11 protein-coding genes are annotated in these 16,113 nt (G+C 70.0%); 5 read left to right on the forward strand and 6 right to left on the reverse strand.

What is annotated here, in order from left to right:
- Positions 1-164 precede the first annotated feature (164 nt).
- Both AB0D01_RS18655 and AB0D01_RS18660 read right to left on the reverse strand, forming a co-directional pair.
- Positions 165-1,061 carry a tRNA (adenine-N1)-methyltransferase gene (locus AB0D01_RS18655; RefSeq protein WP_073920425.1) on the reverse strand — a complete coding sequence of 299 codons (897 nt, stop codon included), beginning with the start codon at positions 1,059-1,061 and terminating at the stop codon, positions 165-167.
- A gap of 18 nt (positions 1,062-1,079) precedes the next feature.
- On the reverse strand, positions 1,080-2,279 hold the full coding sequence (locus AB0D01_RS18660) for a site-2 protease family protein (protein ID WP_363056493.1): 1,200 nt from the start codon (positions 2,277-2,279) through the stop codon (positions 1,080-1,082).
- A 379-nt stretch (positions 2,280-2,658) separates the two neighbouring features.
- Between AB0D01_RS18660 and AB0D01_RS18665 the strand changes: the two genes are divergently transcribed.
- Together AB0D01_RS18665 and AB0D01_RS18670 are read left to right on the forward strand one after the other, a co-directional pair.
- Positions 2,659-3,447, forward strand: a complete 789-nt coding sequence (locus AB0D01_RS18665; RefSeq protein ID WP_363056736.1) for a PD-(D/E)XK nuclease family protein — start codon at positions 2,659-2,661, stop codon at positions 3,445-3,447.
- A gap of 63 nt (positions 3,448-3,510) precedes the next feature.
- A complete protein-coding gene (locus AB0D01_RS18670; protein ID WP_363056495.1) occupies positions 3,511-4,182 on the forward strand; it encodes a response regulator transcription factor in 672 nt (223 codons plus the stop codon).
- A 115-nt stretch (positions 4,183-4,297) separates the two neighbouring features.
- Here the strand turns inward: AB0D01_RS18670 and AB0D01_RS18675 are convergent, their stop codons facing one another.
- From AB0D01_RS18675 to metH, 4 genes are all read right to left on the reverse strand, one after another.
- Entirely contained in the window at positions 4,298-5,881 is a 1,584-nt protein-coding gene (locus AB0D01_RS18675) for an ABC transporter substrate-binding protein (protein WP_363056497.1), read from the reverse strand.
- Positions 5,882-5,961: 80 nt separating this feature from the next.
- Positions 5,962-7,566: an ABC transporter substrate-binding protein gene (locus tag AB0D01_RS18680; protein WP_363056499.1), complete on the reverse strand. Its 1,605-nt coding sequence runs from the start codon at positions 7,564-7,566 to the stop codon at positions 5,962-5,964.
- 479 nt (positions 7,567-8,045) lie between these two features.
- Positions 8,046-8,747, reverse strand: a complete 702-nt coding sequence (locus AB0D01_RS18685) for an HAD family phosphatase (RefSeq protein WP_363056501.1) — start codon at positions 8,745-8,747, stop codon at positions 8,046-8,048.
- A gap of 113 nt (positions 8,748-8,860) precedes the next feature.
- Positions 8,861-12,373 carry a methionine synthase gene (metH, locus tag AB0D01_RS18690; RefSeq protein WP_363056503.1) on the reverse strand — a complete coding sequence of 1,171 codons (3,513 nt, stop codon included), beginning with the start codon at positions 12,371-12,373 and terminating at the stop codon, positions 8,861-8,863.
- Positions 12,374-12,625: 252 nt separating this feature from the next.
- On the opposite strand from metH, the gene AB0D01_RS18695 reads away from it, so the two are divergent.
- The 3 genes from AB0D01_RS18695 (at position 12,626) to glpK (ending at position 16,106) form a co-directional block, all read left to right on the forward strand.
- Positions 12,626-13,393: an IclR family transcriptional regulator gene (locus tag AB0D01_RS18695; protein ID WP_363056505.1), complete on the forward strand. Its 768-nt coding sequence runs from the start codon at positions 12,626-12,628 to the stop codon at positions 13,391-13,393.
- Between the two features lie 324 nt (positions 13,394-13,717).
- Entirely contained in the window at positions 13,718-14,500 is a 783-nt protein-coding gene (locus AB0D01_RS18700) for an MIP/aquaporin family protein (protein ID WP_363056507.1), read from the forward strand.
- Between the two features lie 79 nt (positions 14,501-14,579).
- Positions 14,580-16,106, forward strand: coding sequence for a glycerol kinase GlpK (gene glpK, locus AB0D01_RS18705; protein ID WP_363056509.1), 1,527 nt, complete (start codon positions 14,580-14,582; stop codon positions 16,104-16,106).
- Positions 16,107-16,113 lie beyond the last annotated feature (7 nt).

The raw sequence follows: 16,113 nt of genomic DNA on the forward strand, positions 1-16,113 counted from the left end.
GGTGGGGCGCGCCGGGGGGGGGGGGGGGGGGGCTCTTGGCCCCCGGGTGGTCACACTGCTGGGGGGGGGCGCGGGTGGCCCCCCGGGGCCGGGGGAACTGCGGCACAGCGCCTTGGTGTTGGGCCGTGCCCGGATCCGCGGTGGCGGGTCCGGTGGTGCGGGGGTCAGGCGGAGCGGTCGCTGCCGGGGCCGTCGTAGTCCTCGCCGTAGGCGCCCTTGGAGGGGCGGCGGCGGCGCATGGGGGGCTCGACGCCGTCCGCGAGGCGGCGGGCGGTGACGAGGAAGCCGGTGTGGCCGATCATGCGGTGGTCCGGACGGACGGCGAGGCCCTCGACGTGCCAGTTGCGGATCATCGATTCCCACGGCTGCGGTTCGGCGTAGCAGCCGAATTCGCGGATGGACTCGACGGTGCGCGAGAGCTGCGTGGTGGTGGCCACGTAGCAGCACAGGATGCCACCGGGGACCAGGGCCTTGGAGACGGCCTCCAGGCACTCCCAGGGGGCGAGCATGTCGAGGATGACGCGGTCGACGTCGGTGTCGGACAGGTTGTCCTGGAGGTCGCCGACGGTGAGGGTCCACGCGGGGTGGGGACCGCCGAAGTAGCGCTCGACGTTGGCCGTGGCGATCTCGGCGAAGTCCGCGCGGCGCTCGTAGCTGTGGAGCATGCCCTGGTCGCCGATGGCGCGCAGCAGGAAGCTGCTGAGCGAGCCGGAGCCGACGCCCGCCTCCACGACGCGGGCGCCGGGGAAGATGTCGGCGAAGGCCAGGATCTGGCCGGCGTCCTTGGGGTAGACCACGGCGGCACCGCGGGGCATGGACAGGACATAGTCGGGGAGCAGGGGGCGCAGCGCGAGGTACGCGACGTTGCCCGTGGTGCGGACAACGCTTCCTTCGGGGGCGCCGATCAGCTCGTCGTGGGGGAAGGAACCCTTGTGGGTGTGGAAATTCTTCCCGGCTTCGAGCGTGAACGTGTAGTGGCGGCCCTTGGGGTCGGTGAGCTGAACCTGGTCCCCGACCTCGAAGGGCCCGCGTCGGCGGGCGGCACCGGTCGGTTCGGACATGTGACCAGTGTATTGGCTTCAGGACTGGGGGCGTGCCATGGCCTTCACGAAGGCCTTCTCGACGTCGAGGGTGGACAGGACGCCGTAGATGCGGCCTTCGGGTTCGAGGACGAGGTACTCGGTGGCGGGGGTGGCGCGCAGGTGGTCGAGGAGTTCCTCGCCGGCGAGTTCGGCGGAGACCCTCATGCCGTCGGTGAGGTCCTGGGCGAGGGTGCTGACGGCGACCCAGGGGCGTCGGTGTTCGGGGACGGAGGCGATGGCGCTCTCGCGGACGATGGCGGTGGCGTCGCCCAGGCCGTCGACGACGACGAGGGCGCGGGCTCCGGCCTCGTTGGCGCGGCGGAGCGCCTCGGAGAGGGGCGTGGTGTGTTCGACGGGGATGGCCCGGCGGGTGAGGGTGCGGGCGCGCAGTTCGGGGAGGTGTTCGCGCAGGCGGGCCAGGCGCAGGCTGTTGCCGGCGCCGGTCCAGATGATGCCGGCGAGGATCGCGGCGAGGAGGGCGTCCATGACGGTGTTCATGCCGCCGATCTCCTGGGCGGGGTTGCCGAGGAGTCCGGTGTGGGTGAGGAGCGGCAGGCCGAGGAGGACGGCGACGGCGAGGCCGCGGCCGACCCAGGCGGCGGCGACGGTGCCGGCCATGGGTTTGCCGGTGATGCCCCAGATGACGGCGCGGAGCATGCGTCCGCCGTCGAGGGGGAGGCCGGGCAGGAGGTTGAAGGCGGCGACGAGGAGGTTGGAGATCATCAGCCCGGCGAGGAGGACGCCGGGGACGGTGGCGGGGTCGACGACCTTCATGCCGAGGTGGAAGACGCCGGCGAGGGCGAGGGAGAGGAGGGGGCCGACGAAGGCGAGGACGAATTCGCGGCCGGGGGTCTCGGATTCCTTCTCGATCTCGGAGACTCCGCCGAAGAACTGGAGCTGGATGCGGCGCACGGGCAGCTTGAAGCGGAGCGCGGCGATGGTGTGCGCGAGCTCGTGGACGAGCACGGAGGCGTAGAAGGCGACGGCGAAGAAGAGCGAGACGAGGTAGCGGGCGGGTCCGAGGTCGGGCAGGACGCGGTCGAGCTGGTCGCCGAAGACCCAGGTGATGAGGGCGGCGACGAGGAACCAGCTGGGCGAGACGTAGACGGGTACGCCGAAGGGGCGGCCCATGAGGATGCCGCCGCCCGGATCGGAGCGCTTGGTGCGGCGCGCGCCGGTTTCGTCGGTGTCTGCCACGGGTTTCCTTCGTTCGGGGGGTCCCCCGGGGGTGGGGTCCGGCGGGGGGTCTGTCTCCAGTGTGGTGCCTGGTGCCGGGGTGGTGTCGCGGCGGGGGTGGTCGCGCGGCGTGATGCTCCGATCATGCAGGGCGAGGGTGCCCGCAGTCGATGGTATGCGCGTGCTGTCGGCGTGGGGCCGTAGGGTTTCGCGCATGACGACGATCCCCGGTCCCGTGCCCGGTGCGCGGGGCGATGACACCTCCGCCGGCGCTTCCGCCGACGTACCCGCGGTCACGGCCGACGTCGCGGCAGACGTCTCGCCCGCCGAGGCCGGCGCCGGTGTGGCCCCGGGCGCCGCCCGGCCGACGTCGCTGTCCCCTTCGCGGGCCGGCGATTTCATGCAGTGCCCGTTGCTGTACCGGTTCCGGGTGATCGACCGGTTGCCGGAGAAGCCCAGTACGGCGGCGACGCGGGGGACGCTGGTGCACGCGGTGCTGGAGCGTCTCTTCGATCATCCGGCGGTGGAGCGGACGGCGCCGCGGGCGAAGGCGTTGATCCCGGCGCAGTGGGACCGCTTGCTGGAGTCGAAGCCGGAGCTGGCGGAGCTGTTCCCGGCGGACGACGGGGGCGAGGGGCTGGCGCGGTGGCTTTCGGAGGCCGAGGCGCTGGTGGACCGGTGGTTCACGTTGGAGGACCCGACGCGGCTGGAGCCGGTGGAGCGGGAGTTCTTCGTGGAGACGGAGCTGGAGTCGGGGCTGCGGCTGCGCGGGATCATCGACCGGGTGGACGTGGCGCCGACGGGTGAGGTGCGGATCGTCGACTACAAGACGGGCAAGGCGCCGAGGCCGCAGTACGCGGAGGGCGCCCTGTTCCAGATGAAGTTCTACGCGCTGGTGGTGTGGCGGCTGAAGGGGGTCGTGCCGCGGCGGCTCCAGCTGGTGTACCTGGGCAGCGGGGACGTGCTGACGTACGACCCGGTGCCGGCGGACCTGGAGCGGGTGGAGCGCAAGCTGCACGCGCTGTGGGAGGCGATCCGGGAGGCGACGGAGACGGGTGACTGGCGTCCTCGTCCGACCAAGCTGTGCGGCTGGTGCGATCACCAGGCGGTGTGTCCGGAGTTCGGCGGCACTCCCCCGGTGTACCCGTTGACGGTGGTCGGCCGGGGGGATCTCCCGGCTGGGTCGTGATCTTCGGGTCAGGGCAGAATGGGGCGGGACCGCCGAAGTCGTCCGACGAATACGAGGTACCCCGTGGCGATCCGCGTCCTGCTGGTCGACGACCAGCCACTGCTGCGCACCGGTTTCCGGATGATCCTGGAGGCCGAGCCGGAGCTGGTGGTGGTGGGTGAGGCCGGGGACGGTCTGCAGGCGCTGGACCAGGTGCGGGCGCTTCAGCCCGACGTGGTGCTGATGGACATCCGGATGCCGCGGATGGACGGGGTGGAGGCGACGCGTCGGATCACGGGCCCGGAGCGGGACGGACCGGCGAAGGTGCTGGTGCTGACCACCTTCGACCTGGACGAGTACGTGGTGGAGGCGTTGCGGGCGGGGGCGAGCGGGTTCCTGCTGAAGGACGCCCCGGCGAACGAGTTGGTGCAGGCGATCCGGGTGGTCGCGGGCGGTGAGGCGATGCTCGCGCCGAGCATCACGCGGCGGCTGTTGGACAAGTACGCGGTGCACCTGCCGTCGGGCGAGGAGCGGGTCCCGGACACGCTGGGGACGCTGACCGAGCGCGAGGTCGAGGTGTTGAAGCTGGTGGCGCGGGGTCTGTCGAACGCGGAGATCGCGGCGGACCTGTTCGTCAGCGAGACGACGGTGAAGACGCACGTCGGGCACGTGCTGACGAAGCTGGGCCTGCGGGACCGGGTGCAGGCGGCGGTGTACGCGTACGAGAGCGGCCTGGTCCGCCCGGGCGCGCTGTAGGGCCTGTCGTCGACAGGCCCTGGGCCCGCGGCCCGCGCGGCCCCGGGGACACCACCGCCCGTACGCCCTCCGAGGGAGGTCGTACGGGCGAGTGGTTTCCGGGGGTCCGGAGGGCCTAGCCCTTGCTGATCTCCCAGAAGCGGAAGACCGTGGAGGCGTCCAGGGACCACTGGAGGCCGGTGACGTTCTGGCGGGTGACGGCGTACTGCTTGCCCTGCCAGAGCGGGAGGATCGGCAGCTCGTCGGCGACGATGTCCTGGAGCCGGTTGTAGTCCATGTTGGCCGACGTGCGGTCCGACTTCGCGGAGGTCGAGGGGATGATGGTCCCGCTGATCTCCTTGTTGTCGTAGTTGTTGTGCAGGACGTTGTCCGGGCCGAAGAACGGCTGCGTGAAGTTGTCGGCGTCCGGGTAGTCGGGGACCCAGCCCTTCACGTAGACGCCGTACTTGCCGGCCTCGATGTCCTTCTCGTACTGCTCGTACTCGACGGACTTCATGTCGGCCTCGAAGAGGCCGCTGTCGTTGAGCTGCTTGGCGATCACCTGGAACTGCTGGTCCGTGGAGGGGCCGTAGCGGGACGGCGTGGACCACAGGGTCAGCTTGATCTTGCCGGTGATGTTGGCGGCCTTGAGGACGGCCTTGGCCTTCTCCACGTTCGGGCTGCCGCCGTAGCGGTCGAAGAACGGGGTGGTGTGGCCCGCGATGCCCGCCGGGACGATGGAGTAGAGCGGGGCGGCGGTGCCGGCGTAGACGTCCTTGACGAGGGCTTCGCGGTCCACGAGGTAGGCGATGGCCTTGCGCACGGGGAGCTTGCCGACGACGGGGTCGTTGACGTTGAAGACCATGTGCTCGACCTCGGCGCCGGTGCCCTCGACGACGTCGATCTTCTGGTCGCCGGTCTTGGTGGCGGAGAGGGCGGCGATGTCCTTGGCGGCGAGGCCGCGGAAGGCGAAGTCGACGTCGCCGCTCTGGAGGGTGTTCTTCAGGGCGGCCTGGTCGCCGTTGAAGAACTTGAGCGTGACCCCGGTGTTCTTGGCCTTGGCCTTGCCGGTGTAGGACTCGTTGACGGAGAAGCTCGCGCTCTTGTCGTTGATCGAGTCGAGCTTGTAGACGCCGGAGCCGACGGCCTTGCCGTCGGTGCGGAGCTTGTCGGCCGGGTATTCGGCGTGGTCGACGATGGAGCCCGCACCCGAGGCGATCTTGCTGGGGAAGGTCGCGTCGGAGGTCTTCAGGCGGAAGACGACGGTCTTCTCGTCGGGGGTGTCGATGCCGGCGATCGACGAGAGCATGACGGCGGGGCCGTTGGCGTCGTTGATCTTCAGCGTGCGCTCGAAGGAGAACTTGACGTCCTTCGAGGTGAGGCTGTGGCCGTTGCTGAACTTCAGGTTGGGGCGCAGCACGCACTTGAACTGCTTGCTGTCGCCGCCCTCGAAGTTGCAGGTCTGCGCGGCGTCGGGCTCCGGGCTGGTGCCGCCCTTGGGGAAGCTGAGCAGCGACTGGAAGACGTTGTTGAAGAGGAGCCAGGAGCCCGGGTCGTAGCCGGAGGCCGGGTCCACGGACTTCACCTTGTCGGATATGCCCATGACCACGCCCTTGCCGCTGCCGGCGTTGGCACCGTCGGTCGAACCGCAACCGCTGAGCAGCGCGGCCGCAGTGGCCGCGCCGAGCGGGGCCGCCAACCACTGGTTACGTCTCTTCACGCGAAAGTCCTTCACAGTCTTGTCTGGTCGTTGCGCCGGCCTGCGACGTCCGCCGCCGGATGCTGCCGGTACTGCCGGTCTCAGCCGCTGACACCTCGGCCGAGTTCCCACAGCTGGAGGTCGGAGATGGCGTTGACCGACCACTCCACCCCGGTGATCCCGTCGCGTGCGGCGACGTACTGCTTGCCCTGCCACAGGGGCAGGACGGGTACGTCCTCGGCGACGATGTCCTGCATCTCCGTGATCGCGGGCGAGGTGACCGTACGGTCGGCCGCGCGCCGGGCCTCGGGGATGAGCCTGGTGCGCACCGCGTTGTTGGCGTACGGCGTGCCCAGGAAGTTGTCCTGCTCCAGGAAGGGAGCGAGGAAGTTGTCGGCGTCCGGGTAGTCGGGGAACCAGCCGAGCCCGTAGGCGGCGTAGTCGCCCTTCTTCTGCGCGGGACGGAAGTCGCTCCACTCCTTGCCCTGGACGGTGACGTCGAAGAGCTGGGTGGAGTTGAGCTGGGTCTTGAGGGCCTCGAACTCGGCGGCGGTGCCGTCGCCGTAGTGGTCCGTGGTGTAGTTCAGGGTCAGCTTGACGGGGGTCTTGATCCCGGCTTCCTTCAGGATGCTCGCGGCCTTGGCGGTGTTGGCCTCGCCGTAGCGGTTGTAGAAGGAGTTGACGTGGCCGCCGACGGCGGTGGGGACCAGGGAGTACAGGGGCTGCGCGGACTTGCCGTAGACCTTGGAGATGACGTTGTTGCGGTCGACGGCGGCGGCGAGGGCCTGGCGTACGGCCTTGTCCTTGACGACGGGGGCGTCGGTGTTGAAGCCGAGGTAGCGGATCTCCAGGCCGGGCAGGGGGACGAGCTTGACGCCCTTGGGGGGCTTGGCGGAGAACTCGGTGATCTGGGCGGGCGACAGGGTGCGCGAGACCATGTGGACGGCGCCGTCGGCGAGGGCCTTGCCCATGGCGGCGGAGTCGTTGAAGGAGCGCAGCTCGACCTTGTCGTTCTGGACCTTGATGTCGCCCTTGTAGTTCGGGTTCTTGGTGAAGACGGCGCGGACGAGGTGGTTGTCCTTGACCTCGGCCTTCATCGTGTAGGGGCCGGAGCCGTCGACGGCGAAGCCGGGGCGCAGCTTCCTGGCCTCGTAGTTCTTCTCGCTGACGATGCCGGCGGCCGGGGTGGAGAGCTTGTACGGGAAGGTGGCGTCGGCGGTCTTCAGGTGGAAGACGACGGTGTCGGTGCCCTTGGTCTCGACGGTGTCGAGGGTGGAGAGCAGCGAGGAGGGGCCGTTCTCGTCCTTGATCGCGAGGACGCGGTCGATGGAGAACTTGACGTCCTTGGCGGTGAGCGGGTCGCCGCTCGCGAACTTCAGGCCCGGGCGCAGGGTGCAGCGGTAGCTCTCGTTGCCGGTGTCGGTGAAGCGGCAGTCGGAGGCCGCTTCGGGCACGGGCTGGCCGCCGCCGCGCGGGGTGTGCATCAGGGTCTGGACGGTCTGGCGCAGTACGTTCCAGGCGCCGGCGTCGTAGGCGTAGGCGGGGTCGAACGGGGCGGGTGCGTAGTCGGCGGCTTCGAACCGGTCGGTGGTGCCGACGACGATCGCTCCGGACGCTGCTCCTCCGCCGCTCGCGCTGCCGCAGGCGGACAGCGCGGGGGTGAGCAGGCCGATCGCGGCCGTCAGCACCATGGTCTTGCGGTTCATGCTGGACGTACTCCCTCACCCGGCACTTGTTCAAAGCGGCGTAGAGGGCACTTCGCGGCGTCGCCCGTTCAGGGCGGAACGATCGGGCCGGTGTTTGACGATCGGTCCACGCGGTGCCGGCACAGGGGTGTGTGTCCGGTACGGCAGAGGTGCGTGCGTAGTGCCCGCGTCGACATTAGTGGCCCGGGACGGGATGGCTTGAACCGTCAGGAGTTGGGGCGTAATCGGACGGTGATGGGCGCGGACTGACCGCTCATACGGGTGTCTTCGCAGATGGGGTCAGGAGATGATCAATCCGGACACATGGGAAGGCTCCGGGGGTGCGGGGCGGGCCCTCGGAGGGGTTCGCGGGTGACCAAGGTCACCCGGTTTCGCCCCCTTGGAGAGGATGGAATTTCGGCCTCCGGTGCCAGGCGCGGAAGATCCTCCCGCGAGACCTGGGGCCCGCCCCTTTTCCGTTCGGTACTCAGCGTGCGCGCTCAGTTCAGGGGAGTGATGAGGGAGCGCAGGAACGGCAGGTCCACGTCCTCCAGGGAGCGGACGACGGTGCGGCCGGGCGCGGGCTCGATGCGGCCGACGGAGGGGATGGCGACGACCCGGCAGCCCGCGGCCTCGGCGGCGGCGACGCCGGTGGCGGTGTCCTCGATGACGGCGCAGCGCGAGGGGTGCGCGCCGAGGGCCTGGGCGGCGAGCAGGTAGGGGTCGGGGTGGGGCTTGGTGCGGGGGACCTCGTCGCCGGCGACGGTGAGGCTGAAGCGGTCGCGACCGAGGGTGAGCAGCACCTGGTCGATGACGCGTCGGTGGGAGGCGGAGACGAGGGCCGTGGGCACGTTGTGCCGGGCGAGCTCGCTCAGCAGTCGTTCGGCGCCGGGCATCAGGGGGACCTGGCCGGCGATGCGGGCCTCGAAGCGCTCGTTGAGCAGGACGCTGAGTTCGGCGAGGCCGATGTCGGCGCCGGTGGCCTCGATGAGGAATCCGGCGCTGCGGCTCATGGGGCCGCCGACGACGACGTCGCGCCAGGCCTCGTCGAGGGTGTGGCCGAGCTCCTGGAAGATCTCCGCCTCGATCTCCCACCAGAACCCCTCGGTGTCGACGAGGGTGCCGTCCATGTCGAGGAGCACCGCCTGCAGGGCGTGACCGTCGGCCGTGCGGGCGACGGGGGCGGGGACGGTGCTGGTCATGCGTACGCCTCTCTGGGGGACGACAAGGCCGGTCACCTCGACCCGCGGGGGGCATCCCTCCGGGGAACAGGTGACCGGCCTGTATGGGACCGACCAGTGTACGCCGCTACGCGTCAGCGTGCGTTGAAATACTTCGCTTCGGGGTGGTGGATGACCAGAGCGTCGGTGGACTGCTCGGGGTGGAGCTGGAACTCCTCCGAGAGGTGGACGCCGATCCGCTCCGGGCGCAGGAGGTCGGCGATCTTCGCACGGTCCTCCAGGTCGGGGCAGGCGCCGTAGCCCAGCGAGAAGCGGGCGCCGCGGTACTTGAGGTCGAACATGTCCTCGACGGAGGCGGGGTCCTCGCCGCCGAATCCGAGCTCGGCGCGGACCCGGGCGTGCCAGTACTCGGCCATGGCCTCGGCGAGCTGGACGGACAGGCCGTGCAGCTCCAGGTACTCGCGGTAGGAGTCGGACTCGAACAGCTTGGCGGTGGCCTCGCCGATCCTCGAACCGACGGTGACGACCTGGAGGCCGATGACGTCGGTCTCGCCGGACTCCTCCGGGCGGAAGAAGTCGGCGAGGCACAGGCGGCGGCCACGGCGCTGGCGCGGGAAGGTGAAGCGGGTCCGCTCGTTGCCCTGCTCGTCGAGGATGATCAGGTCCTCGCCCTTGGAGACGCAGGGGAAGTAGCCGTAGACGACGGCCGCCTCCAGCAGGTTCTCGGTGTGCAGCTTCTCCAGCAGGCCGCGCAGGCGCGGTCGGCCCTCGCTCTCGACGAGCTCCTCGTACGTGGCCCCGCCGGCGCGGGCCTGCTTGAGCCCCCACTGGCCCTTGAAGAGGGCGCCCTCGTCCAGCCAGGAGGCGTAGTCCTTGAGCGGGATGCCCTTGACCACGCGGGTGCCCCAGAACGGCGGGGTGGGCACGGGGTTGTCGACGGCGACGTCCGAGCGGGCGCCGGGCTCCTCGGGCTCCTCCACCTGGAGGGCGGGCGTGTCGCGCTTGGGCACGCGGCGCTGCTTGAGCTCGGGCAGGCTGGCGCCGGGGACGCCGCGCTTGACGGCGATGAGGGCGTCCATCAGGCGCAGGCCCTCGAAGGCGTCGCGGGCGTAGCGGACCTCGCCCTCGTAGATCTCGTGGAGGTCCTGTTCCACGTAGGCGCGGGTGAGGGCGGCGCCGCCGAGGATGACGGGGTAGTCCGCGGCCAGCTTGCGCTGGTTGAGCTCCTCCAGGTTCTCCTTCATGATCACGGTCGACTTGACGAGGAGCCCGGACATGCCGATGACGTCGGCCTTGTGTTCCTGCGCGGCTTCGAGGATCGCGGAGACCGGCTGCTTGATGCCGATGTTGACGACGTTGTAGCCGTTGTTGGTGAGGATGATGTCGACGAGGTTCTTGCCGATGTCGTGGACGTCGCCGCGGACGGTGGCGAGGACGATGGTGCCCTTGCCCTCGTCGTCGCTCTTCTCCATGTGGGGTTCGAGGTGGGCGACGGCCGTCTTCATGACCTCGGCGGACTGGAGGACGAAGGGGAGCTGCATCTGGCCGGAGCCGAACAGCTCGCCGACGACCTTCATGCCCTCCAGGAGGGTGTCGTTGACGATCTCCAGGGCGGGGCGGTCCCGAAGGGCCTCGTCGAGGTCGGCCTCCAGGCCGTTCTTCTCGCCGTCGATGATCCGCCGCCGCAGGCGCTCCTCCAGGGGCAGGGCGAGCAGTTCCTCGGCGCGGCCGGCCTTGAGGGACTTGGTGTTGACACCCTCGAAGAGGGCCATCAGCTTCTGGAGGGGGTCGTAGTCGCCCTCGCGGCGGTCGTAGATGAGGTCGAGGGCGGTGGTGACCTGTTCGTCGTCGAACCGGGCGATCGGAAGGATCTTGGAGGCGTGGACGATCGCGGAGTCCAGCCCGGCCTTGACGCACTCGTCGAGGAAGACGGAGTTGAGCAGGACGCGGGCGGCCGGGTTGAGGCCGAAGGAGATGTTGGACAGGCCGAGGGTGGTCTGCACGTCGGGGTGGCGGCGCTTGAGCTCGCGGATCGACTCGATGGTGGCGACGCCGTCGCCGCGGGACTCCTCCTGACCGGTGCAGATGGTGAAGGTCAGGGTGTCGATGAGGATGTCCGACTCGCGGATGCCCCAGTTGGTGGTGAGGTCCTCGATGAGGCGCTCGGCGATGGCCACCTTGTGTTCGACGGTGCGGGCCTGGCCCTCCTCGTCGATGGTCAGGGCGATCAGCGCGGCGCCGTGCTCGCGGGCCAGTCGGGTGACCTTGGCGAAGCGGGAGTCGGGGCCGTCGCCGTCCTCGTAGTTGACGGAGTTGATGACGGCGCGGCCGCCCAGCATCTCCAGGCCGGCCTGGATGACGGGCACCTCGGTGGAGTCCAGGACGATGGGCAGGGTGGAGGCGGTCGCGAAGCGGCCGGCGAGCTCGCGCATGTCGGCGACGCCGTCGCGGCCGACGTAGTCGACGCACAGGTCGAGCATGTGCGCGCCCTCGCGGATCTGGTCGCGGGCCATCTCCACGCAGTCGTCCCAGCGGGCCTCCAGCATGGCCTCGCGGAACTTCTTCGAACCGTTGGCGTTCGTCCGCTCGCCGATGGCCATGTACGAGGTGTCCTGCCGGAACGGCACGGTCTGGTACAGGGACGCGGCGCCGGGCTCGGGCCGGGGGTCGCGCGGGGCGAGGGCGAGGCCCTGGACCCGCTCGACGACCTGGCGCAGGTGCTCGGGGGTGGAGCCGCAGCAGCCGCCGACGAGGGAGAGCCCGTACTCGCGGACGAAGGTCTCCTGGGCGTCGGCCATCTCGGGGGCGGTCAGCGGGTAGTGCGCGCCGTCCTTGGTCAGGACGGGCAGACCGGCGTTGGGCATGCAGGAGATCGGGATGCGGGAGTGGCGCGCGAGATAGCGCAGGTGCTCGCTCATCTCGGCGGGGCCGGTGGCGCAGTTCAGGCCGATCATGTCGATGCCGAGGGGCTCCAGCGCGGTGAGGGCCGCGCCGATCTCGGAGCCGAGCAGCATGGTGCCGGTGGTCTCGACGGTGACGGAGCAGATCAGCGGGACCTTGACGCCGAGGGCCGCCATGGCGCGGTGGGCGCCGATGATGGAGGACTTGGTCTGCAGGAGGTCCTGGGTGGTCTCGACGAGCAGCGCGTCGGCGCCGCCGGAGATCAGGCCTTCGGCGTTGGTCTGGTAGGCGTCGCGGATCCGGTCGTAGGTGATGTGACCGAGGGTGGGCAGCTTGGTGCCGGGGCCGATGGAGCCCAGGACCCAGCGCTGTCGGCCGGTGGAGGCGGTGAACTCGTCGGCGACCTCGCGGGCGATGCGCGCACCGGCCTCGGACAGCTCGAAGTTGCGTTCGGGAATGTCGTACTCGCCGAGCGCGGAGAAGTTCGCGCCGAAGGTGTTGGTCTCCACGCAGTCCACTCCGACGGCGAAGTACGCCTCGTGGACGGAGCGCACGATGTCGGGGCGGGTGACGTTGAGGACCTCGTTGCAGCCTTCGAGCTGCTGGAAGTCCTCCATGCTGGGGTCCTGTGCCTGGAGCATCGTCCCCATGGCCCCGTCGGCGACGACCACGCGGGTCGCGAGTGCCTCTCGGAGGGCGTCGGCCCGGGTCTGGGTGTCGGCGGACGGGTTCGGCAACGAGGCCATGGTGGGGCTCCCTGGAGTGCGACGGCTGTCGGCTTTGCACTCCTGCCTGTGTCAGGGGTGCACGCGGTCAGGGTAACCGTGCCGGGCCCCACCCGGTGAGGGCGTCCCACGGAACGGACTGCATTCTGTGCGGCGGGGGCTGCGCACGGGAGGGTGGGTGCGCCGCACCGGGTGACCGCCCGAGCATGCACAAGGTCGGCATCGACCGATACTGTTCAGCATTGTCGAACTACGTCAGCAGGAGGCTGCGCGATGGCACGGAACATCCAGTCGCTCGAACGAGCCGCTGCGATGCTGCGACTCCTGGCGGGCGGGGAGCGCCGGCTGGGCCTGTCGGACGTGGCGTCCTCGTTGGGCCTGGCCAAGGGCACGGCGCACGGGATCCTGCGCACGCTACAGGCCGAGGGCTTCGTGGAACAGGACCCCGCCTCGGGCCGCTACCAGCTGGGCGCGGAGCTGCTGCGCCTGGGCAACAGCTACCTGGACGTGCACGAGCTGCGCGCCCGCGCGCTGGTCTGGACGGACGACCTGGCCCGGGCGAGCGGGGAGAGCGTGTACGTGGGGGTGCTGCACAAGAGCGGGGTGCTGATCATGCACCACGTGTTCCGCCCGGACGACAGCCGTCAAGTGCTGGAGGTGGGGGCCATGCAGCCGCTGCACTCCACGGCGCTGGGCAAGGTGCTGTCGGCCTACGACCCGGTGGCGCACTCCGAGGTCATGGAGCTCGACCGGGAGGCGTTCACGCCCCGTACGGTCACGGACGCGGTGGGCTTCGAGGAGGTCCTGGACCTGACGCGGGCGCGCGGCTGGGCCGCCGACGTCGAGGAGACCTGGGAGGGCATCGCCTCGGTCGCGGCGCCGATCCACGACCGTCGCCGGATGCCGGTGGGCGCCGTGGCGGTCGCGGGGGCGGTGGAGCGGGTCTGCGGGGAGTCCGGGGAGCCGCGGGCGGCCCTGGTGGCCTCCGTGCGCGACTGCGCGCGGTCGGTTTCGCGCGACCTCGGCGCGGGCCGGTTCTGAGCTTGACCTGAAGGTTTCGATCCACCCGATGGCGCCTACGGGCGCCATTTGGGTGGATTTTGTCTTTTACCGATCGATCGTTGGCTTGATTTGGGCGATCGTACTGCGGGGTAACGATCCGGTTCTTTGACCTGGTCAGCCCTTGACGCGTTCTTCACTCAGGCGGAAAACTGCCGTTCATCGGTCGGCATTGTCGAACACCTACCGGCAATACGCGTTAGGGTATGGCGAGGCCAAGGACCGGTGCAGCACTCACCGAGTGCGTGGACCACCGGAGGGACCCGGTGTCCGCCCACCCCTGGACGTAAGACAAAGGAGTCGCGGGTGTCCAGCTCCGACATCTTCATCGGCGAGACCATCGGTACCGCCCTGCTCACACTGCTCGGCGGCGGCGTGTGCGCCGCCCTCACGCTCAAGAGCTCCAAGGCCCGCGGCGCGGGTTGGCTCTCGATCACCTTCGGGTGGGGCTTCGCGGTCCTGATCGCCGCCTACGTCTCCGCGCCGCTGTCCGGCGCGCACCTCAACCCGGCGGTCACCGTCGGCATCGCCGTCAAGACCGGCGAGTGGGGTGACGTCCCCGTCTACTTCGCGGGCCAGCTCCTCGGCGCCATGCTCGGCGCGGTCCTGATGTGGATCACGTACTACGGCCAGTTCCGCGCGCACCTGGCGGACCCGGAGAACATCAAGGACGCCAAGCTCGGCCCCGAGGACCCGCACCCGCACGACGTCGCCGGCCCGGTGCTCGGCATCTTCTCGACCGGCCCCGAGATCCGCAACGTCGTCCAGAACCTGGCGACGGAGATCATCGGCACCTTCGTCCTGGTCCTGGCGATCCTCACCCAGGGCCTCCAGGACGACGGCAAGGGCCTCGGCGTCATCGGCGTCCTGATCACCTCCTTCGTGGTCGTCGGCATCGGCCTCTCGCTCGGCGGTCCGACCGGCTACGCCATCAACCCGGTCCGCGACCTCGGTCCCCGCATCGTCCACGCCCTGCTCCCGCTGCCCAACAAGGGCGGCTCGGACTGGGGGTACTCCTGGATCCCCGTCGTCGGCCCGCTCGTCGGTGCCGCCGTCGCCGGTGGTCTGTACAACATCGCGTTCGCCTGATCAGCATCTGCAGCGCTCGTAAGATCCGCACCGCGTTCCTGATTCCGCCAACTCACCAGACCTGCCAGGAGCAGCCATCATGACCAGCAGCACCGGCCCGTTCATCGCCGCGATCGACCAGGGCACCACCTCCTCCCGTTGCATCGTCTTCGACCGCGACGGCCGCATCGTCGCCGTCGACCAGAAGGAGCACGAGCAGATCTTCCCGAAGCCGGGCTGGGTCGAGCACGACGCCACCGAGATCTGGACCAACGTCCAGGAGGTCGTCGCCGGGGCCATCGCCAAGGCCGAGATCACCGCCGCCGACGTCAAGGCCGTCGGCATCACCAACCAGCGCGAGACCACCGTCCTGTGGGACCGGCACACCGGCGAGCCGGTGCACAACGCGCTGGTCTGGCAGGACACCCGCACCGACGCCCTGTGCAAGGAGCTCGGCCGCAACGTCGGCCAGGACCGCTTCCGCCGCGAGACCGGCCTGCCGCTGGCGAGCTACTTCGCCGGCCCGAAGGTCCGCTGGCTGCTGGACAACGTCGAGGGCCTGCGCGAGCGCGCCGCGGCCGGCGACATCCTCTTCGGCACCATGGACTCCTGGGTCATCTGGAACCTCACGGGCGGCGCCGAGGGCGGCGTGCACGTCACCGACGTCACGAACGCCTCGCGCACCATGCTCATGAACCTGCACACCCTCGCGTGGGACGAGAAGATCGCGGAGTCCATGGACGTCCCGCTGGGCGTCCTCCCCGAGATCAGGTCCTCCGCCGAGGTCTACGGCCACGTCAAGGAAGGCGTCCTCGCCGGCGTCCCGGTCGCCTCGGCGCTCGGTGACCAGCAGGCCGCCCTCTTCGGCCAGACCTGCTTCGCCGAGGGCGAGGCGAAGTCCACCTACGGCACCGGCACGTTCATGCTCATGAACACCGGCGACAAGATCATCAACTCCTACAGCGGCCTGCTGACCACCGTCGGCTACCAGATCGGCGACCAGAAGCCGGTCTACGCGCTGGAGGGCTCCATCGCCGTCACCGGCTCGCTCGTCCAGTGGATGCGCGACCAGATGGGCATGATCAAGACCGCGGCCGAGATCGAGACCCTCGCGCTCTCCGTCGAGGACAACGGCGGCGCCTACTTCGTCCCGGCCTTCTCCGGCCTGTTCGCCCCGTACTGGCGCTCCGACGCCCGCGGTGTGATCGCCGGCCTCACCCGGTACGTCACCAAGGCGCACATCGCCCGTGCCGTCCTGGAGGCCACCGCCTGGCAGACCCGCGAGATCACCGACGCCATGACCAAGGACTCCGGCGTCGAGCTGGCGGCCCTCAAGGTCGACGGTGGTATGACCTCCAACAACCTGCTGATGCAGACGCTCTCGGACTTCCTGGACGCCCCCGTGGTGCGCCCGATGGTCGCCGAGACCACCTGTCTCGGCGCCGCCTACGCCGCCGGCCTGGCCGTCGGCTTCTGGCCCGACACCGACGCCCTGCGCGCCAACTGGCGCCGCGCGGCGGAGTGGACCCCGCGGATGCCCGCCGACCAGCGGGACCGCGAGTACAAGAACTGGCTCAAGGCCGTAGAGCGGTCCATGGGCTGGATCGACGACGAAGACGCCAGCTGACCGCACC

Source organism: Streptomyces sp. NPDC048606, from assembly GCF_040650855.1.
Classification (GTDB): domain Bacteria; phylum Actinomycetota; class Actinomycetes; order Streptomycetales; family Streptomycetaceae; genus Streptomyces.

What these genes read in the sequence shown, in the direction of transcription:
- metH (WP_363056503.1), bottom strand. Translation starts at nt 12,373, where the DNA reads ATGGCCTCGTTGCCGAACCCGTCCGCCGACACCCAGACCCGGGCCGAC.
- glpK (WP_363056509.1), top strand. Translation starts at nt 14,580, where the DNA reads ATGACCAGCAGCACCGGCCCGTTCATCGCCGCGATCGACCAGGGCACC.
- AB0D01_RS18665 (WP_363056736.1), top strand. Translation starts at nt 2,659, where the DNA reads ATGCAGTGCCCGTTGCTGTACCGGTTCCGGGTGATCGACCGGTTGCCG.
- AB0D01_RS18655 (WP_073920425.1), bottom strand. Translation starts at nt 1,061, where the DNA reads ATGTCCGAACCGACCGGTGCCGCCCGCCGACGCGGGCCCTTCGAGGTC.
- AB0D01_RS18680 (WP_363056499.1), bottom strand. Translation starts at nt 7,566, where the DNA reads ATGAACCGCAAGACCATGGTGCTGACGGCCGCGATCGGCCTGCTCACC.
- AB0D01_RS18685 (WP_363056501.1), bottom strand. Translation starts at nt 8,747, where the DNA reads ATGACCAGCACCGTCCCCGCCCCCGTCGCCCGCACGGCCGACGGTCAC.
- AB0D01_RS18695 (WP_363056505.1), top strand. Translation starts at nt 12,626, where the DNA reads ATGGCACGGAACATCCAGTCGCTCGAACGAGCCGCTGCGATGCTGCGA.